13 protein-coding genes are annotated in these 21,164 nt (G+C 46.1%); 1 reads left to right on the forward strand and 12 read right to left on the reverse strand.

Features of this window, described 5'->3' with window-relative positions; genetic code table 11:
• Nucleotides 1–82: 82 nt before the first annotated feature.
• Nucleotides 83–1,237 carry a stage II sporulation protein P gene (locus ACESPO_RS01740; RefSeq protein WP_499788432.1) on the reverse strand — a complete coding sequence of 385 codons (1,155 nt, stop codon included), beginning with the start codon at nt 1,235–1,237 and terminating at the stop codon, nt 83–85.
• A gap of 123 nt (nt 1,238–1,360) precedes the next feature.
• Entirely contained in the window at nt 1,361–2,329 is a 969-nt protein-coding gene (gene gpr / locus ACESPO_RS01745; RefSeq protein ID WP_009261740.1) for a GPR endopeptidase, read from the reverse strand.
• Between the two features lie 189 nt (nt 2,330–2,518).
• Between gpr and rpsT the strand changes: the two genes are divergently transcribed.
• Complete coding sequence (rpsT, locus tag ACESPO_RS01750; protein WP_009261739.1) at nt 2,519–2,782, forward strand: 30S ribosomal protein S20; 264 nt, start codon at nt 2,519–2,521, stop codon at nt 2,780–2,782.
• Nucleotides 2,783–2,945: 163 nt separating this feature from the next.
• Here the strand turns inward: rpsT and rseP are convergent, their stop codons facing one another.
• From rseP to ACESPO_RS01800, 10 genes are all read right to left on the reverse strand, one after another.
• A complete protein-coding gene (rseP, locus tag ACESPO_RS01755) occupies nt 2,946–3,980 on the reverse strand; it encodes an RIP metalloprotease RseP (RefSeq protein ID WP_016438994.1) in 1,035 nt (344 codons plus the stop codon).
• A 3-nt stretch (nt 3,981–3,983) separates the two neighbouring features.
• Complete coding sequence (locus tag ACESPO_RS01760) at nt 3,984–5,126, reverse strand: 1-deoxy-D-xylulose-5-phosphate reductoisomerase (RefSeq protein ID WP_499788364.1); 1,143 nt, start codon at nt 5,124–5,126, stop codon at nt 3,984–3,986.
• A gap of 9 nt (nt 5,127–5,135) precedes the next feature.
• Nucleotides 5,136–5,975: a phosphatidate cytidylyltransferase gene (locus ACESPO_RS01765; protein ID WP_499788365.1), complete on the reverse strand. Its 840-nt coding sequence runs from the start codon at nt 5,973–5,975 to the stop codon at nt 5,136–5,138.
• Nucleotides 5,968–6,687 carry an undecaprenyl pyrophosphate synthase gene (gene uppS, locus ACESPO_RS01770; protein WP_008975836.1) on the reverse strand — a complete coding sequence of 240 codons (720 nt, stop codon included), beginning with the start codon at nt 6,685–6,687 and terminating at the stop codon, nt 5,968–5,970. The genes ACESPO_RS01765 and uppS overlap by 8 nt, the downstream gene beginning before the upstream one ends.
• A gap of 133 nt (nt 6,688–6,820) precedes the next feature.
• Nucleotides 6,821–7,372, reverse strand: coding sequence for a ribosome recycling factor (gene frr / locus ACESPO_RS01775; protein ID WP_009261735.1), 552 nt, complete (start codon nt 7,370–7,372; stop codon nt 6,821–6,823).
• A gap of 22 nt (nt 7,373–7,394) precedes the next feature.
• Entirely contained in the window at nt 7,395–8,093 is a 699-nt protein-coding gene (pyrH, locus tag ACESPO_RS01780) for a UMP kinase (RefSeq protein ID WP_499788366.1), read from the reverse strand.
• 117 nt (nt 8,094–8,210) lie between these two features.
• Nucleotides 8,211–9,203: a hypothetical protein gene (locus tag ACESPO_RS01785; protein ID WP_499788367.1), complete on the reverse strand. Its 993-nt coding sequence runs from the start codon at nt 9,201–9,203 to the stop codon at nt 8,211–8,213.
• 206 nt (nt 9,204–9,409) lie between these two features.
• Nucleotides 9,410–9,547: a hypothetical protein gene (locus ACESPO_RS01790; protein WP_499788368.1), complete on the reverse strand. Its 138-nt coding sequence runs from the start codon at nt 9,545–9,547 to the stop codon at nt 9,410–9,412.
• Nucleotides 9,548–9,581: 34 nt separating this feature from the next.
• Nucleotides 9,582–20,498 (reverse strand): ZmpA/ZmpB/ZmpC family metallo-endopeptidase, encoded by a 10,917-nt coding sequence (locus tag ACESPO_RS01795; RefSeq protein ID WP_499788369.1) that lies wholly within the window; start codon nt 20,496–20,498, stop codon nt 9,582–9,584.
• Nucleotides 20,499–20,512: 14 nt separating this feature from the next.
• Complete coding sequence (locus ACESPO_RS01800; protein WP_120091592.1) at nt 20,513–21,127, reverse strand: hypothetical protein; 615 nt, start codon at nt 21,125–21,127, stop codon at nt 20,513–20,515.
• Nucleotides 21,128–21,164: the final 37 nt, after the last annotated feature.

The raw sequence follows: 21,164 nt of genomic DNA on the forward strand, positions 1-21,164 counted from the left end.
CTTCACACATTCTACCACAAATGTTCAGGATTTTCAACTTTATTTTCGAACAGCTGTTCTTTCTACTTCTAAACTCCTGTTTTTATGGATTTTCCACAATCACTTTCTGAAGTGTCACTGCAAGCAATTCCATCGCATTTCTCATTTCCTCTACCGTGTTTGTCTGCGCCCCTGCCTCAATTAAAAGCGACTTCGGGCGCATGTGCAGACTGTAGCGGTACCCACGGAGAAAGATCCTCCTTGTAAATCCAGGATACATCTGTTCTGCCGCCAACTTCATTTGAAGTGAAAATGCCAGATTGTCCTGTATGTATGGGTTTGGAAGGTATGCGATATCTCCGTTATCCTTTGTCCGGCTCAACCCATTAAAAAACATAATCTGCGCAGTCGGTTTTCCATTTACTTCTGTCACCAGATGCGTATCCTCCCCCACGCCGTCCCGGTGAAGATCGATCACAACTTCGATGCTTGGATGCTCTTCAAGGATTGGCCGCACTCCCGCCTCCGCATACTCATATGCTGCGCTCCGGTCCAACTGTCCATTGATCAGATCGTAGACACCCGGATGGTGGATCGTCGGAATCCCAAGTGCATTTAACCGCTCTGCAAGAAGCTTCCCCATCCCGACGATCGTTGTGTCTGTATCTCCCTCCACGGAATCGATGAAAGCTTCCTGCGAATGCGTATGGAAAATAAGAATTTTGGGTGCATCTCCCTGCTTTTCAATCTTCATGCTCCTTGACAGGAGGTCATCCGCATTCAACTGATCCGGTCCAATCATAGTCGCACTGTCCACCGTATAAAAATTGCTGAGCAGATAATCAAAATCCCGTAGCTTCTCTATAGACATCTCCGGGGGAACCTGAGCCATCTTGGGCGGCTCCTCCACCGTTACCGCTTTCTCTGGATTCACCAGTTTTCCATCTGCCCCCACTTCATTTTCATCCTCCGCCTGCTTTTTCAGGATCATCTCGTACGTTTCTTCATCCTCCAGCGATGCCCGATAAACTTTCTGGCGCCGCAGATATCCACCGGCAGGCAAAATCTGCATCGCCTGCTTTGCGATCCACTCCCCCGGAGCAAGAACAGGTTCCGCTTTTAAATAGGAGAGAGAAGGCAGGTATCGCTCCTCTGCCCTCTTCTGCACACTTTTTGCCACTGCCTTTTCATCAAAAACTGTCCCCATATTTTGCAAAATACATAAAAGCACAAGAAAGACTGCGATCTTTCCAGTCATACTTCCTGTCCCTGTCAGCTTCCATCTCTTTTTCACGCATCCACTTCCCCACTATTTTCTGCTGCTCTTGTCCATCCTGCCACAATCGCCCTGCCTTTAAACTATATGAGCCAAACAAAAAATTTATGAGGCTGTCCCTTCCGAAAACAAGATATTTAACGCCTCCGAGATTGTAAAACTCACCCGCTTGATAGTGTCATCAATATTTTTTGGTGTCATATACATCCCGTTCAGATGCGGAGCGATCAGCTCCCGGATCAGTTCCTGCTTCTCTGCCTCGTTGTAACTGCGCAGCGTCTCCCCTACACTTTTGAGCAGTTCAGAAGACTCCAGCGCTACGATGAAGTTTTCCATCGTATCATTGACGATCGTCACCGCATCTACCACAGTCGGAACACCGATCCCGATCACCTTGACACCCAACGTCTCACTGTTTAATGCCAGCCTGTGGTTCCCCACACCAGATCCCGGACAGATTCCGGTATCTGTAATCTGAATCGTCCGGTTTAATCTTTTGCTGTTTCTCGCCGCAAGCGCATCGATCGCCACAACAAAATCCGGCTCCGTTTCCTCCACAACCCCCTTCACAATCTCCAGCGTCTCCATTCCAGTCTGCCCCGTAACCCCGGGCACTACAGCACTGACAAGATATACTTGATCTTTTCCCATCGCATATTTCCCATATTCTTTTACGATGTGCCGTGTGACATGCAAATGGTCTGCCACATAAGGTCCGAGTGCATCCGGTGTCACCTCGCGGTTTCCAAGCCCTACCACGAGGACAGATACTTCCTCCTTTCGTTCCGGTACGAGTTCTTTGATATCCTCTGCCAGCTTTTTTGAAATTTCCCTGTGATAATCTTCATCCGGCACAGCCATATTCGGCGCCTCGATAGTCAGATATGTGCCGACTGGCTTTCCCATCATCTTCGCTCCATTCTCTGTCTCAACAACGACACGGGTCGTCCGGATCTCTCTCTCCTCGTCGTAAGTCTCTTCCACACTCACACCCGGAATCTCCACATGATCCGACACAAACCGTTCCCTTGTCTCCAGCGCCAAGTCCGTACGAATATTATAATTTTCCAACATTACATTCTTCCCCTCATTTCCACTCTGTTTTTTAATAGTTTTTACAAAAAAATGGGAAATATGTATTGACAGAACAGATTCTATCCATTAAACTAAATAAGTGTGTTCGACAGAACGTCCGTGTCCGAATCTGCCGAATTACCCTAACGAATAGAAAATAAAAAAATCACATATTTGGAGGTGTACGATTTGGCTAACATTAAATCTGCAAAAAAAAGAATTTTAGTAAACGAAACAAAAGCTGCTAGAAATAAAGCAATTAAATCAAAAGTAAAAACTTACGTGAAAAAAGTAGAGACTGCTGTTGCTCACAGCGACAAAGCTGCTGCTGAAGAAGCTTTAAAAGCTGCTATCGTTGAGATCAACAAAGCTGGTTCTAAAGGTGTTTACCACAAGAACACTTGCGCTAGAAAAGTTTCTCGTTTAACAAAAGCTGTTAACGGAATTGCTTAATTAGAAAGCTTAATCAAATAGAAATAAAAAGAAGTAATCATACCGTCATGTGATTACTTCTTTTTTTATTTCATAGGACCAACTTCTACAAAATCCTAATTTTCTCTCACAGCAGGCGCCCTATAAAAGAGCGCCTGTACATATCCTTTGATCTGGAAAAATTTTACAGAAACAGATTTTTCACATCATTGAATAAAATCAAGATCATCAATCCAAAAAGTAGCACAAATCCTGCAAAATGGACCATTCCCTCTTTCTCCGGCGCAATTCGCTTGCCACGGATCACTTCCAGGATCAAAAATACCAGTCTTCCACCATCTAACGCCGGAATTGGAAGCAGATTCATCACCCCTAAGTTTGCCGATAACAAGATTCCGATGTTCATCAGATTCAGGAATACAATTGCCATTCCCGCCGGTTTCGCAGCCTCATAAGTATCATCTACAAGGTTTACAATTCCTACCGGGCCGGCCATCTGGTCAAGACCGACTTTTCCGGTGACAAGCATCTTCAAGCCATCCAATGTCGTACAGATCCAATATTTTACTTCATAGACTCCATACTGAAGCGCCTTCAGTCCGTCCGCCTTCTCATTTTGCGCCTTTCCGGTCAGACCAAGCAGATACATCCCCGTTTCTTCATCCATCCTCGGCTTGATATCTACCTGATGTTCTTTTCCATCCCGCTCATAAGTGACCGTGACTGTCTCCCCCTGATGCATTTGATTATATACCTGTACCTCTCTCCAGAGATTGATATCCTTATGATTCATCTTCACAATGACATCGCCCTTCTGCAATCCGGCTTCTTCTGCCGCTGACCCCGGAATTACATCGTCTGCAACGGCCGGATCATAACCAACCCAGGCAACAAGGATCACCGCAAAGATGAGCGCGAGAATAAAATTAAACACCGGTCCTGCCGCTATGACAGAAATCCTTGCCCAAACCGATTTGCTGTTAAAGCTTCCTGCCGACTGATCGTCAATCTCATCTTCACCCATCATACAGGATCCTCCAAACGGCAAAAGTTTCCACGAGTATCTCGTGCCTCCCCGCTCAAAGCTTAGGATCCTCGGTCCCATTCCAAGAGAAAATTCTGATACATCGATCCCATTTTTCTTTGCTAGTAAGAAATGTCCAAGTTCATGGACAATTACAATGAAACTAAAAAGTAACAAGGCAAGAAGAATGCCCATCTGTTACCACCTGCTTTCTATATAGTCATATGTTTCTGCCTCTGTCTGCAGTATTTCATCCACAGAAGGATTGGCGATATTTTTATGCGCCTCCATGCATGCCTGGATCATCTCCGGTATCTCCAAAAATCTGATCTCCCGGTTCAAGAACTTACTCACTGCCTTTTCATTTGCAGCATTGAACACCGTCGGAAGGCTTCCGCCTACCTTTCCTGCCTCGTATGCCAGCCGCAGCCCATAGAAGGTCTCCAAATCCGGCTCCTCAAAGGTCAGCTGTGCAAGCCCTCTGAAATCCAGCCGGTCTCCCGGCAGATATCTGCGCTCCGGGTAGTAGAGTGCATACTGAATCGGCAACTTCATATCCGGTGTGCCAAGCTGGGCGATTACCGCGCCATCTACATATTCTACCATGGAGTGAATGATACTCTGCGGCTGCACAACAACCTCAATCTGATCTACATCCACTCCAAAGAGCCATTTTGCCTCAATCACTTCCAGCCCTTTGTTGACCATCGTAGAAGAATCGATCGTAATTTTCCTTCCCATCTCCCAGTTCGGATGCTTCAAGGCATCCTCCACCTGCACGTTCTGAAGGTCTTCCCATCTTCTTCCGCGGAATGGTCCCCCGGAAGCTGTGAGCAAGATCTTGTGGAGCGCCCGCTCCTGCCCGCCCTGCAAAGACTGAAAAATGGCGCTGTGTTCACTGTCCACCGGAAGGATCGATACTCCGTGTTCTTTTGCCAGCGGCATGATAATATGCCCTGCAGTCACAAGTGTCTCCTTATTGGCAAGCGCAATATGTTTTCCGGCCGTAATTGCCGCAATCGTCGGCCGAATCCCGATCATTCCTACAATTGCAGTCACTAAGATCTCCACTTCCGAAAGTGTGGATACTTCAATCAGCCCTTCCATCCCAGATACAATCTTCACATCAAGATCTCTGACCTTATCTGCCAGTTCCTTTGCGCGCTCTTCACTCCAGACTGCCACAACTTTCGGTGCAAATTCCCGAATCTGCGCTTCCAGTCGTTCTATATTATTCCCCGCAGCCAGTCCTGATACTTCGATATCTTTATTTTCTCTCACAACCTCCAACGTCTGTGTGCCGATGGAGCCTGTCGAACCTAAAATTGCTATCTTTTTCATCTCATTCACCTACTTCATTATCGTCACAGCGAGATAATAGATCACCGGCGCTGTAAAAATCACACTGTCAAACCGATCCAACACACCGCCGTGCCCCGGAATCAGCTTGCCATAGTCCTTGATGTCATGGTTTCGTTTGATCGCAGATGCCGCAAGATCTCCCACTTGTGAGATCATACCGCCCACTGCACAAATAAATGCATACGCGAATGCACTTGCCTGCACATCCGGCGCGAAATAATTGATTGCCGCAGCATAGAGCGCTCCAAGAAGTGCAGCGCCTACAATCCCACCGATACCACCTTCCACAGACTTCTTCGGACTTAACTTCGGAGCCATCTTATGTTTACCGATCAGCATTCCGACACAGTACGCACACGTATCACATCCCCAGGAGCAGATAAACACAAGTCCTACGAGAAATGCCCCGTGTGCAAGCAGTCTTGTCTGATAGATGTAAGAAAGCATCACTGCCACATAAAACATTCCGAAATAAGTCAGCATCACCTGCTCTGAGCGATATTTCGGAAAAGAAAACACATAAACTGCCATCAACACGATCAAAAAGAGTATTCCGATGCAGGTAATCTCATTGATCTGGCCCGCTGCAAATGCTCCCGGCGCTTTTCCCGCCGCTACTCTGTGCAGCAAAATATAGTAAGCTGCTGCTGCCACATAGCCTGTCACACCAAGCAGTTTTTTATGCACATCTGCAATTTTATAAAGTTCACTCATTCCAATCAGACTGAGAACAAGAAGAATTCCAAACAGAATATCTCCTCCGCTGACGATTGCAAACAGCGCCACGATCACAAGCAGAATCCCGCTGATCAATCTTGTCTTAAACATTTGTATCTTCCTCCCCTGTCTTTCCAAAACGTCTGTCACGGCGATTATATTGTTCAATCGCCTTTCGCAATTCTTCCTTCGTAAAGTCCGGCCATAACACATCTGTAAAATAAAATTCTGTGTAGGCAAGCTGCCAGAGCAGATAGTTGGAGAGCCGCAATTCTCCGCTTGTACGGATCAAAAGATCCGGATCCGGAATCCCATGTGTGTCCAGATAAGACTCCAACACCTCTTCTGTGATCTTCTCCGCCTCTATCTTTCCCTCTTTGCAGTCCTTGGCAAGAGTTCTCACTGCACGGACGATCTCATCCCTGCTTCCATAATTGATCGCAATCTGGAAGTTCAGACCATCGTTATTCTTCGAAGCCTCCTCAAGTTCTAAGATCCTTGTGCGGATATCCTCATCAAGTCCTGTCAAGTCTCCGATCACGCGCACTTTCATTCGGTTCTTCTCGGCAGTCTTTAAACAAGTCTTCATATAATTTCTGAGAAGCTTCATCAGCGCATCGACTTCCCCTTTTGGCCGGTTCCAGTTCTCTGTAGAAAACGCATAGACCGTCAGATACTTGACACCCATCTTATATGCTTCCTCACAGATCCGCTCTACATTTTTGCTTCCCTGGGCATGCCCGTAATTTCTCGGCATTCCTTTCTTCTTCGCCCAACGCCCATTCCCATCCAGGATGATCGCAATATGCTGTGGTACGTTCATCTAATCAAATTCTCCTCTCTAATAGGATAAGCAAGGTCAGACGTCACTTCATCCCCCTTGCTTATCCTCCTTTTTTTCTTCTGTTGTCTCAGATCAGAAATAAAACACTGTGTGCCTCACACAGAATTTCTTCTTAGACAGTCATCACTTCTTTTGATTTTGCCTCAACAGCTTTTTCGATCTGTGCGATGTACTTATCTGTCAGTTTCTGTAATTCATCTTCCAGATCCTTGATCTCATCTTCAGAAACCTCTGTTCCTTTTAATTTCTTAAACGTATCATTTCCATCACGTCTGATGTTACGAACTGCAACCTTTCCTGCTTCTCCTTTTTTCTTAACATCTTTCACAAGTTCTTTTCTTCGCTCTTCTGTCAGCTCTGGAAATACAAGACGGATGACTGTACCATCATTGGTCGGATTGATTCCGATATCAGAAGTCAGGATTGCCTTCTCGATCTCTTTTACCATTGATTTTTCCCATGGCTGGATCTGGATCATGCGCGCTTCCGGCACAGATACATTCGCCACTTGCTGGATCGGAGTTGGTGATCCATAGTAGTCTACTGTCAGCTTATCCAGCACATGTGGGTTTGCACGTCCTGCACGGATCGTTGCCAGTTCACTTGTCAGGCTGTTGTAAGATTTCTCCATTTTTTCATTAAATACATTCAGTCTTTCATTCATTGCTATATTCCTCCGCTTCTTTTTATGATACAGTTACTTTCGTTCCTGTAAATGTTCCTGTCATCGTCTCTACGATACTATTCTCCTCGCTCAAACCAAACACGAGCATAGGCATCTGATTCTCCATACATAAGATAGATGCTGCCAGATCGATCACGGCCAGTCTCTTCTCGATCACTTCACTGATCGAAATCTCATCGTACTTCACAGCCTCCGGATTTATCTTCGGATCACTGTCATATACGCCATCGATCGTCTTCGCAACGAGCATTGCCTCTGCCTCGATCTCAATCGCACGCAGAACCGCACCTGTATCCGTAGAAAAATACGGATGTCCGGTACCTCCGGCAAAGAAAACCACCTTTCCTTCTTCAAGCGCTTTCACAGCTGCATCCTTGGAGAACAGAGTCGTGAATGCTCCACATACAAATGGAGTAAATACTTCTGTCTTCATTCCCACATGGCGGAAAATCTCAGACACATAAGTACAGTTCATGATTGTCGCCAGCATCCCGATCTGGTCCGCTTTCGTGCGGTCGATCGTCTCGCTCGTTCTTCCTCTCCAGAAGTTGCCTCCTCCGGTCACGATCGCAACCTGGATTCCTGCATCTACAAGCTGTTTTACCTGCTCTGCGACTCCGATACAGGTCGCCTCATCAAAACCTGTCTTTTTATCTCCTGCCAGCGCTTCTCCGCTGAGCTTCAGTAATACTCTCTTCATCTGTCTCGCTCCTTATTCTCTTTTGTCATTGATATATAGACATACCAGGACTCTTACGTTACCAGTATATCATAATTTTATCAAAAATGGAATCTCTTCCCGACGGGATTTCTCATTTTATCGATATTCTTCCAGTACGTTTCGGATTTCCTCATCCAGTTCTTTGATTCTTGCATCTTTCTGTTGGCAAAAAATCTCATACTCCAATTTCAATGCTTCTGCTTCCGCCTGGCACTGCACGCGATACTGGTAGTACTGATAATAGGTCATCACCTGCAAGGCTCCTGCCATCTCCTTTTCTTTGATCTCTGACAGAAGCTTTCGAAACGTCTCAGGTGTAATGGCTTCCCCGTCACCTTCTATCTGAGAAGTCACTTCCGGAAACAAAAATGCCACCGACTTCTTTTTGCTTATCGCATTCGTGAGGGCAGACTCCATCGTCATTGCATGCTTTGACACTACCACAGTCTTCACCGGAAGTACACCATCTTCCAGATTCCCAATATAGCCTCCGGACTGCTGCGGAACCGCCCATACCGAAAATCCTCGCCCCTTCAGATCTTCCTCCTTGCTCTCGGAACTTTGCCCCTCAGAGAAAAAATATCCCCCCGGTGTCCCGATCCCCGCACCATTCCATGCTGCAATCTGGGCATCCAATTGTTGTACCCACTGCTCCTCATCTTCTCCTCCCGGAGACTCTGTCTGGAACACATATTCCCATCCGCTTCCAAGCATGCCATGAAATGCTTCCATACTCATCAGTTCCGGCGAGCTTCCCGGTACTAACCCATTTTGCAGCGGAAATGTTCCTCGATATCCATATTCTGTCATGATCTGGAGTATATCCTGTGTAAGCGTTTGATTTGCATTTGCAAAGCCAAGCAGAACACAAGTCCCTCCATTTCTCGTGTTCTCCAACCGCTGCAGCCATTCCTTATCCTGCTTCTCTAATACACGCTTCTCCTCCTCAAACGGCTTAATCCGTGCGGTAATTTCTGCATTGCTCGAAACCCACTGCTGCTCCTTTTTCTTCTCTGCCCACAGCGCCGCAGCAATGCCAATGATCCCGATGACGGTGACTACTACCGCCACAATCCTCAGCAATGCCATCCTTTGTTTTCCTGCTTTCATATTCCTTCTGCACTCTCTTTCTCTGTTTTCACTCGTATAAAACATTATACGATAAGAAAAGAAGAAAATCAATCGAAGAAAATTTTGTGAGGCGTTCTGCCTGCTGCTCACAGAAAGAGACGGCAACAGACAAAAGTCTGCCGCCGTCTCACTTTCCTTCTTATGTCATCTCTTCCTGACTAGGATTATTCTCCCCAGCCAGTTCCTCCAACATCAAGCATATTATCATTCTGTGACGAACTCTCAACTCCACTCATCGTAATAATGCTCTCTCCGTCAAACTCGATAATTTCTAATACTGGTGCTTCATACTGTCTTTTCATTCTGCTTCATCCTTTCTACTGATTGTATTTCTTCCTACTCTGGAAGTATCTCTTCTTCTCCAAAAAGCTCCTCCGGCAGCGCTTCCTCTTCTGGCAATACCGGCTGCTCTTCCGGAAGTACAACTTCCGGCAGCTCCAATGTATGCTCTTCTCCTGGCTGCGCTTCCGCCTGATTTTCTGATGGTTCCAAATGCTCTGGTTCCTCTATAGTAATCGGCAAATTGTCATAGGTCAAGAGCCATTTTAATGTCGGATACCCTTTTGTGGATACCGAACCGAAATCCCACGCGTCTGGATCAGCTCCCCCTTCGTTGCCATTGAAAGTCAAGACATCGCGATAGAACGAGACGTCGTATTTCTGATGTTCCTCAGCAGCCAGCAAGGTTCCTTTTGCAATCGTCGCCTCCGAAACATTACTTGTTCCTGTTGCACTGGAGAGCTCGTAACATTTTGTAAGATTTGTCGCTTCTATCGTTTCAATCTGATATTTTCCTAAAAACTTATAATTGGCTCCTGCATTTCCGATGGCAATACATCTGTCTACCCACCAATTCTTCCCGTTGGTACCAAAAGTATCTATGCTTCCTAAAAATCCACTCTTATCTCTCCATGTCGCCGGTTGGTTGGATCTCGCCTCCATGTTACTGATGACATTTCTTATCAGGGCTGCCTTAATCTCTCCCACAGCGCCGCCTTGCTGGTTATTATCCATAACAATTTCCCCTTGCACGTAGGAATCTTCAAATTTGGAACGATACCCTGACAGCTGCCCAATGGCTCCTCCGACCAGGTTAAAATTCGAAAGTTCTGCCGGAGCAATCTCCCGGTTAATGTCAATTCCCTCTAACCAGATTTTTCCGACATAGGATTCATACACAAGTCCGCTAAGTGATGCGGTGTTCGTTCCTCCATTCAGTTTTACATGATTCATATAGATCGTCTCCAGATGTCCATACTCCACTGAACGTGCAAGTCCATTAGCTTCTGCTTTCCTTGTATATCCCCACTCCGTCTTCTCGCCTGCAGTTACAAAGACGTTTTGTATGCGGAGATTTTTCACAGTCGCCTTGGCATTGACTGACCTTCCTCGAATGAGGTCAAACAAAGAGGCACGCAAGCCGTGGATGACCTGATTGTTTCCATCCAGTTCTCCTGAGAATGCTTTCATGATGTAGGATGTCTGATTTTCCGGCAATCTCACTTGCTCCATGGAAATATTGTTCATCAAAATATATTTTCCACCTGGATTCTCTGAAATCTTCATCAAGTCTTCCGGTGTACGGATCTGGATATATTCCGCAGATGGATGTTCGGTGCGCAGTGGATGTTCGGTCACTGCCGATCCTTCCGGCAATGGCGGAAGCGGTTCTTCTCCTGCGATCCATACAAGGGAAGGATATCCATGTTCTGCCACGGAAGAAAAGTTCCATTTAGTGCTGTCAAATTTCAAAGTATCCCGATAAAAATCTGGATTTTTATACTCGGTAGTTTCTGTCAAGTATCCCGAAACTGCAGCGCTCCTTCCGCTCACCGCTGCCTCATAGCAATTCTTCAGCCCGAATTCGATCGCGGTGTTCGAATTTCCTTTTGTTGCAAATCGGTAGGCCTCTCCAACACTTCCCTGTGCCCGGTTTTCTCCTGCTTCCCCGATTGCAATGTTATTTTCCATCCACGTTGCCATACTTCCGTCAAAACCGACCATTCCTATGAAGCCAGCTCCATCGGTCTGTGGTGATGTGGATTTTGTCCGCATATTTGAAACGACCTGTTTGACAGTGTTCTCCGTTCCGTAGTTGTTGTAGCCAAACACACCTCCCTGCGTGTTGGAGCGAACAGTGATTTCTCCTCCCGCATAGCTGTCGTTGACATGCACGCCTCCATTCAACTGAGCAATCAGGCCTCCGATCATCAAATCTGTCTTTCCAGCAAAAGCCGGTCCATAAGGGTTGATGTTCAATCCTTCTGCCCACACTTCACTGATCGTCGTGTTTTGTGCCGTTCCTGCAAGTGCACCTGTATTGTCTCCTCCTGCAAGAAGGATATTCTTTAACTGCAATCTAGAAACCTTCGCATTTTGTAAAGACTTCGCAAGCACATTCGCCCCTTGGTCACTCTTCCACCGTTCTACTGTTACGTCTGTCACCTTTAAGTTCTTCACAGTTCCCGACAATCGGTCAAATAGCGGTGCCCCGGAAATTTCACGGATCGTCAGTCCATTTCCATCCAGCTCTCCGCTGAAGTTTCCAAGGAAAGAGCCATCCTCAGCCTTTTTCCCAAAAAGAGAAATCGATTGCATCAGAATATATTTTCCGGAACTGTTTTTCGCTGCCAGCAGCTCTTCGGCCGTATGGATCGGCTCATATCCAGACGGAACCGTCGTCTGTAACGGGGTTTCTTCTGCCGGCGTTCCTTCTGTCCCCGGAGGTCTGATTCCCTCTGCATCCATCTCATGGAGTCTCGGCCAACCTGTCTTTGCTGCATCATCCCAGTTCCAGATGTTCGGATCCAGTTTCAGATCAGACTGATAGAACGCTTCACTTTGCAGACGGTCCATTGTAACTCCCTGTGGATCTGTCCCTACGACATGGCGCCCCGGTGTGTCCGTATTGACAAAACAGTTTTTAAATGCCTTCAATTCATTAATATCATCCGGATTGTTCATATACATCAATTTGTAACGAATGCTTCCCGGATCTTGTGGGTACACACCGCCAGCCACCACACATTCTGAAATTGCACTTTCTCCTGTCACGCTTCCGACAAATGCCGCTGTATTTTGCGGAGCCGCCTGATATGGCATGTGCAATTCTGCATCTGCAAATACTTTTTGAATCGTCACCGCATCTGCGCTTCCGACAAGTCCACCTACCTCATTTGCGGATGTATGTATCTTTGTCTCTGCTACAAGCAGATTGGACATTCTGGATGCAGCTGCTTGGGCTGTGATCACCCCTGCATAAGCCGCGTTTGCCGTCAGATCCACACCTTGTACACTGATTCGATCAAAGGTGGAACCCTGATCTTTTCCAACCAGTCCTGTGTAACTCTGACCGTTTAAAGTAATTCCGTTGAAATGTACATTTTTTACCGTGGCATTCTTCGTCTCCGCCGCCAGCACATTTGCGCCGGCATCTTCGCTTTTCACAAAAATATTTCTGAAACGAAGGTTTTCTACAGTTCCTGATAGTACCGCAAACAGCGGACCTCTGATTCCACTCACGCCATGTGCTTGCCCGTCCAGACTTCCTGTAAAGGTTTCTGTCACATAAGCAGTTTCTACCTCTGCAAAGTCTAGGTCAGCTGTCAACACAAATTTTCCTTCCGGCACTCGGTTCATCTTCTGGAGATCTGCCACTGTATGGATCTCCGCCCGCATCGGATTAATTTCGACTGCAAACTCTCTCAACGAAGCAAATCCTCTTTCAGCTGCCTGCGCCGCATCCCACACAGAGGCATCCAGTCCCAGTGTTTCTGTATAAAATTCCGCTGTCCACACTTCTTTGCCTATCGGTCTTATAAAATCACCTTCGCCAGACTGACTGATTCCATTTCCGGCTGCAAATTCATATGCATTGCTATACTGTGCAGTATTTCCGCCAAGCTTCTGCATATGGTCTGCCACATCTCCTACCGAACAAATATTGCGGTAGGTATTTTCGCCGACACCGTTTCCTACCATCCCGGCTCCGTCTGCCCCTGTCACATCCACATTGAGATAAATATTTTCAAAAACAGCTCCTTCTGTCGTCACCGCAACTCCGGCTGCCGTAGAAGCCGCCTGAACTGCACCTTCTACAAAAAGATTTTTCATCATTGTATTGCGTACAGTTCCCGCAACTGCCGCAGCCTTTCCTGCTGCACTGTTCACTCGGATTCCGTGAAGCAGCACTTGTTCTACAGCAGCATCTTCCATTGTATTTGCCAAAATTCCGCTCACCGTCTCCGGAGTGTCTGACAGCTCCACAGTACTTCCCTCTATTGCCAGGTTCCGGACACTTCCCTTCAGTTGATCAAACAGCGGCTTTTGCAATCCGGTGATTTTATAGTGCTGTCCATCCAGCACACCTGTAAATTCCGGTATGACACCGCGTTCGCCTTCTGTCCCCGTCAGATCGATATCTGCTTTCAGATGATATTCCTGTCCAGGGAATGCTTTCATCTTCAGAAAGTCCTCCGGTGTATGGATCTCTATAATTTCTTTTTTCTCCATGCCTCTTAATTCCGGATATCCCTTCATAGCTACTAAGCTGAGATTCCAGATTTCTTCCGAAAGGTGCATAGAAGCCCGATAAAATTCTTCCTCTTTTGTGCGTTCTTCCGAAATTGCAGAAAGGATTCCTATCGTTTCTGTCGTGTGAGAGATTCCCCCGGCAGTTTCAAGCACAAACGCATTCTTCACCATCGACTCTAACACTTCCGGTGTTCCCAGGAAGTTATAAAGAGGCGTCTCTGTTCGATTGTCTACCTTTCCTGCCGCGAATACATTTTCCACATTGCTTTTTCCTCCGAGATTTCCAATGAATCCCGCACTATTCGTCCGATTCTTCTCATCCGTATAGTTCTCTGCCACCATATCTGCACCACTGTACACCTGACGGATATTTAAGCTTTTCCCAGCTCCGATAAATCCTCCACAATCCGTTCCGCTCAGTGTCACCTTACTGTCGATCACTGCAATTTCACTGATCTCTGAACCAGAAGCGCGCCCTGCAAAGACCGCATTGTAATTTCCGGTTCCTTGGATCTGCGCATTTCGAATCTGGATTTGTGAAAAGTCAGAACCAGTATAATCGTATCCTACGACAGCAGCATTGTAGCTTTTTCCACTGATCTTGATATCTTCCAGACTCAGCCGTGCAAACGTCGAATGGTTCGATTCTTTTGCCACTGCGGCATTTTTGCTTTCGCTGTTTGCAATGTTTACAGAAGTAAGCTTCAGATTACGAACCGTCGCATTTTGTACTTTTTCAAAAAGCGGTACTTGAAGACCTGTGATCGCATACTCTCCTCCGTCCAGCTCTCCTGTGAATGTACCTTGGATCACAGCAACATCTGTCACCGAAGAAGCATCGATCTCATTTTTCAGCACATATTTCGTATAGCGATTTTCTCCCAGAGTCCGGAGCTCTTCTAATGTTCTAATCTCCTGTACGGTCTCTTCTTGTTCTTCTTTTACAACAATCGTAAACTGCTTCTGTTGTGCAACCCAGTCTTTCTTTGTCCCTGCTGTGTCATGGATCTCTATGTCTGCAATGTACGAGTTGGCTGTTCTGCGCAAAAGTGGCACTGCTGCATCTGTGATCTTATGTCCATTGCCATCCAGTTTCCCAATGAAAGTCGTGTCCACATACACCTCTCCACTTGCCTGGATGCCTTTCATGGAAATATCTTTTTCCAACACATAAAATCCATTTGGATTCTCTCTAAGCTTCTGGACAAGTTCTTCTGCTGTAGAAATGGATACGGCATTTCTCGTCTCTGTCCCACCGTAAACCGGAGTCCGGAACTCATCCGTAATCCTCTGGAGATAACGGAAGACATTCTCTCTGGATTCCTTGATATGATTCAGTGTATTGTTTCCGTTGGAAGCTCCACTTCCGATCTCATTTCCATAATTGATCATATTTTGCTTTAAATATTGAATCAAAGCTTCTTCATCAAAGTACGCATTCCCCTGCTCTTTCTGCTCGTGGATCTTTGTCTCGATTTCTGTGTTTTTATTTTTTCGATAGGACTCAAACGTAAAGTCTGCATTTCCTGTTTTCTGCCGGAAATATTGCAGATCTCCCGTTCTTGTTCTTCCACTCAGGTACTCTACCAGACCGTTGCTGTATCCATACAAGCCAGCCAGTTCATACCCATTTCGACGAAATGTCTGTGCATTTGGGGTACCATTATCTACATACGGAACATACCAGCTCGCATAACATGCTCTGTCAATCTGATAAGCACCTAAATTGTTGACTCCTACCTCATTGAAGCTTCTCAGATCCAAGCGATGTCCCGGCCGGATCGTCAGTTGATTGTCCCACAGATCATCCAATGTCTTCAGATTCATATTTTCTAATTCTCCGGCGCCAATCGTCCGCCAGGTGCTGTTTGCACTGTTCCACTTCTGATGATTGTTGGTCGTTCCGTATCGGTGCTGCAGTGTAATCCTTGCCTGCTGCTCCGGAGTCAGTTGTAAATACGCCTTCCCCTGCAAATAATCCAACGTATAGATGACATCGAACACTTCCTTATAATAACTCTGAAACTCCTCCGGAGAATTGATCCGATCTGGTGTCAGATTTGTCATCATCGATCCGTCTCTCGCATAGGTTTTCATAAAGTTCATATTATAGTCTACGTTGGCCTGATTGGCAAATCCATTGGAATAGTCCTCGCCATTTCGTCCCGGTCGTTTTCCTTTGTTCTCCATCCAGATCCACATATCTGTCACATGTCCCATCTCGTGATTTAACACAGTCAGATCTCCGATGAAATTGGAACCATTATAATAGATGTAATCCAGATTTGGATTTCCGAAAATCACCGCTACCGCACCACTGCTATGCTGCCAAAGTGTCTGCAGCGGCCTATAAAATTCCTTGAACACATCCTGATTATGATTCTTATTGGCAGAAGAATCCACGATCAAAAACTTACTGTTGTTAATAGAATTTGCCCCATTTTCCGCAACGTCAACAAAATTATCATAACTTGTCTTGAAGTGATTCACCTGAGTAATCACCTGTTGCTTTTTCTGCTGTCTCCATGCTTCCGTATCCTGATATCCACTGTAAATTTCCAGATTTCCATAAATCAGCGCGGATGGGAACGATGCCAGATACAAGTTTTTGGAAGTTTTATACGATAATACCGGAAGGATCAGTTCATGATTCCGCTGTACCGTATTGTTTTTCAAAATCTTCCATAATCTTGACTGAATCTTCGGGTTGTTCGCCCGCGCCTCTACAATAAATCCACTCTGGAAATTATCGATGATCCAATCATTGACGTCCGCATAACCAGCATACTCTTTCATAAAGTATTCCACGAACGACGCCACGTTAGAAATCCCTGTATAAGCTGAGAGGCGGTTAATATAGAACGATGGTGTATTATTTCCCTGACGCCCGCCATTGCTGCTGAGTTTCACAATCTCTGTAGGAAGATTTCGCACTTTTTTCCCTGTCTTTAAGATAGAATTGTCAAACAGGACGACATCCCTGAGATTGATACCTCCGATCTCAAAGTCATACCAGCGATCCAGATAGTTATACGCATAGAGGAAATCTTTCAGATACTCGCTGGTAAGGAAGTGATCGGTCACGATCTTCTTTGCTATCTCATTTTCCAGATTTATCGGATACTGTGCATTTGTGGCCGACATCGAAACAAGAACCTGCTCCATCTCCGTTTTGACAACTTCATTATAATTTCTCCGATATACATCCAAAACAGAACCACTGTCCTTTTGTGCCACTCTTGTCTCAATATCCCGGTCAAATTCATATGTCTTTGCTGTTTCCAGCAACTTCTGGAACTGCGCTGATGTTGTATTCACTACATAATTTTTAAAGTTAAAGTGTACCGGAATCTGTGACACCTTATAAGAAGCAATGTTCGCCCGCGTATCTATATAAGACATATTGTAGATCAGCGGTGTCGTTTCATCCGCAAATTGAATTCTCAGTTTCTTTACCTGATTCACGGTCTTATCTGACAGCGCTACAATCCTTCTTCCCTGTTCATCCATCGGATAGACTGCCAGCACTCTCTTCTGATTTAAAATGTGTGACACATCTACGTAATTTCCATCCAGAACAATCTGTTCTCTCTGGTAGAACGGCATAAATAACTGTAAATTTTCATACAGTAATTTCCGGTCTTCCCGATAGCCTGTAATTCCTTCCAGTGATCTTGACAAAGCAGCCTCTTCCTGACTTCGCACTGCGATCGCTTCCTGGATCATCTCCGGCGCTTCTACCGAAACTGGATTTTCTTCCGTCCCGTACACATCTCCTTCTGCCTGCAGACGCGGTCTCTTTCCTCCGACAACATCATCCAAATACCAGATGTCTTCCTGCCATTCCAGTGTCTGCAAATAGAATTCCTTGCTTTTGATCTGTACCTCAGATGCCTGTTCGATTTTTCCAGGCAATACCGAAGATACCGGATCTCCCTCACGATATTCGTAGTTTCCTACATAGTTCTCTCCTTCGGCAATCCCCTGCTGATTTCCTACAAATGCATAGGAAGCCGGTCCAAAAGAGATATTGTGTTCGATCTTTGTCGGAGTCTGGTCTCCCGTACCACTTTCCCCGATAAAGGTTCCGACAACACCTGCCGCAGCCGGAGTCTCATTCTTTTCCTCCGCCTTTTTCCACGAAAGTTGTCCAAAGTTTTTACTCAGCTGTGACTGCTTCACGATTGCCGCAAATCCGCCCTGCGGACCCTCTGCCGTCTGGAAGCTGTCTAGATCCACAGCTCTCTTTGCATAAGAGTTTGAAATGACAGAGCCTTCCAAAATCTCCGCTGCAAATCCGCCTGCATTCCCTCCGGTCACCTCCGCATTAACGGAACAAGCTTCTGCCGTCGTCTGCTTCATCACTGCAATCATACCACCTACCGTAGTTCTTCCTGTGATGCTCATATCTCTTACATAGACATGTCTAAGTGTCGTTCCGCTCTCCGAAACTTTAGCCAGTGCAGCAACCTGATCGGTATCTTTCTTCCCGATCGATCCCTGCGTCAACTTCAGCTCCTCCACCGAAGCTCCTGCCAATGTCTCAAACAACGGAAGCTTCATTCCGATGATCTGATGTCCATTTCCCCGCAACAGGCCTCGGAAACTACCCGAAATGATCGCATTGCCTTCTGCGATCTCCGATACATCAAGGTCGGTTGTCAGAACATAGGCGCCGCCCAGGTCATCCTTGATCTTCCGAAGGTCATCCACCGATGAAATTTCTTTCATCTGCAGCATCGTTGTCATATTGGAATCCCCATTCTGCAATACCGGTGTCTTTCCTTCCTGCAGCGGTGCAAAATTCCATACGTCTTCCGGCCATGCCATTGCCGTGTAAAATTCTTTTCCGGAAAGGGTATCGACGGAACTCTCTGTAATCTTCGTCAATGCTGTTGCCCCGGTTCGGCTGCTCTCCCTTTTTAATCGGCTCTCTTTCATAGAATATAATCCAGAAACACCTTCTGCACTATACTTTGTGTCTTCGGATGCTCCGTCAAATTTATAGCCCTGGGTTCCGCTGCTGTAAGAAACATTGTTTTTCAATATACCCGTTCCATCTGCATTTCCAATGTATCCAATAAATCCACCAGACTCTTTCTGATTGGATTTTGCCACTTCCATACTTACATTTGTATAACAGTTTGTGACCGAAGTGCTGCAGTTCGAATTATGCCATCCAATCAATCCTCCGATGGCACCGTTTGTCTGGTTTCCACGAATTGTTCCAACTGCATAGGAATTTTCTATAATATTGCTGCCATTCCCATTGTTGACGTTTCTCAGATTTGACATCTGTCCGATCAATCCACCTGTCGTATTAAACGTACCGGTAATCTCCAAGTTGGCAGAACATCTTCTGACCGTTGCATAATCCATACGACCGATCAGACCTCCAAGCAGCTGTCTGCTGTTCGGTGTTTTCAGACTTCCGCTTACATGGACATCTTCCACACTTGCGTTTGCCATCGCTTTGTTCGCCAGCGTTCCGCCGCCGGTATCTCCATAGGATCCCTGCTTTGTAATGGATACATTTTCCAGCTTCACGTTCTTTACCGTACCACCTGAAATCGTTCCAAACAAAGTTGTCGTCAGCCCTTTGATCTTATATCCTTTTCCATCAAAAGTTCCGCGAAATTCCGGGATCAGTACGTCTTCTCCCTGCACCATGCCGGCATCGATATCATGCTCCAGTGTATAAGTCCCATCCGGGTCTGCCTTGATTCGATCTACCAGTGCCTGCATCGTAATGTATTTCGTGGATGCCTGTCCTTCCGATAAAGTTCCAAACTCCACAACAACCTCTGCCTGCGGCTGCCCTTGCTGCGGCATCACATAGTTGTCCAATTTCAACCCGAAGCTGACTTTCCCATCCTCCGAGACAATCAACTTTGTAATCTCAGAAAATACTTCTGGCTGATCTTCCATCTCAACCTTTACAATATATTGCTCTGGTTTAAACTCCTCCACATGGAAATGCGAGACCTCTTCTACTTCCCCCACTTCTTCTCCGATTCCAGTCTTGTGATACAGCGTAACACCAGAAACGGTTCCGAGTTCAAATGGAATTTTCTTTTCTTCTTCCTGCGGTTGTTCCGGCTGGTCTACCGGATTCAAAATGTTTTCCCGCAGCCACTCCTTATTTTCCTCTGTCTCTGTCGTTCCGTCCACTGCCGCCTGTGCAATCTGATAGACTTGGCGGTTGACTGTATCGTCACTGTATACAATCTCTGTCTTTTTCTCCGAAGATCCTTCTTCATTGGAAATCGTTCTTGTAATCTTTGCATAGACTCTGGCAGCATAATCATTTTTATATCGCTCTTTCGAAAGATTTGCCAGAACCGCTGTAAAATAGATTCTGTCGTCATCTTCTGAAAATTTTTTAACTGCCGTTACTTTAGCCGGCTTGTACACTGCACCATTGTAAAGATATTTGCGGTCCAGTTCCAGTTCCTGCTCCCCTAGATATGTTTTAGGAAGCAGAACCATTCCATATTCTACGACTGCACCACTGCTCTCCAATTCTTGCAGATAAGACTTCTTGATACAACCGATCATTCTTAATCCCATCGGAGTAATCGTCCGGATTTGTCCACCCAACATCTGCATATCTACATCCCGCAACTCAGGTCCGGATGCTTTGACCGGAACTATCCATTGTCCCCAGAACAAAAGCAGCAAAAAAATCCAGATGCCCAAACTCTTTTTCCTCTGTTTCATACTCTAATCCTTCCTTAGTATATTCCTGTAATCCACCCCGGCTCACTCACTTGCGGCAGTGTCGGTTTCTGCGGCACTTCCGGCTCCTGTGGCTGTTGTGGCACTTCCGGTTCCTCATTTGGTCCCTGTGGCTGCTGCGGCACTTCCGGTTCCTCATTTGGTCCCTGCGGCTCCTGTGGTGCTTCCGGTTCCCCATTTGGCTCCTGCGGCTGCTGCGGCTTTTCTGGTTCCCCATTTGGCTCCTGCGGCTGCTGCGGTTCTTCATTCGGCTTCTGTGGCACCTCTGATTTTCCTTCTGTTTCTTTTTCAGTATCTTTCTTGGTGTCTTTCTTTTTATCCGCTGATTTTTTCTTTCCGTCAGACATTTCTGCCTGCTTCTGTGCATCTTTCTTCAGCGCTCTCTTTTCTTTCCAGGTAACATCCTCTTCTTCAAAAAGATGATTTAGATCCAACACATGGTCACGTGCATTGAGATTCTCAATCTCTGCCACCTCATCCGACACCGGTGTTTTCTTCTGCTGTTCTTTCTCATCCCCCTGGAAGTGTTCCCACAAAGCGATCCCACTTCCAAGCAGTATGCAAAAGCCAATTCCGGCGATTGCACCTGCTATCCTCTTTTTTCTCTGCATTCGTTGTCTCTCCTTCTTATCACTTTTCTTTCCCATC

This window comes from Coprococcus sp. HPP0074 (assembly GCF_964238105.1).
GTDB classification, from domain to species: domain Bacteria; phylum Bacillota; class Clostridia; order Lachnospirales; family Lachnospiraceae; genus Faecalimonas; species Faecalimonas umbilicata.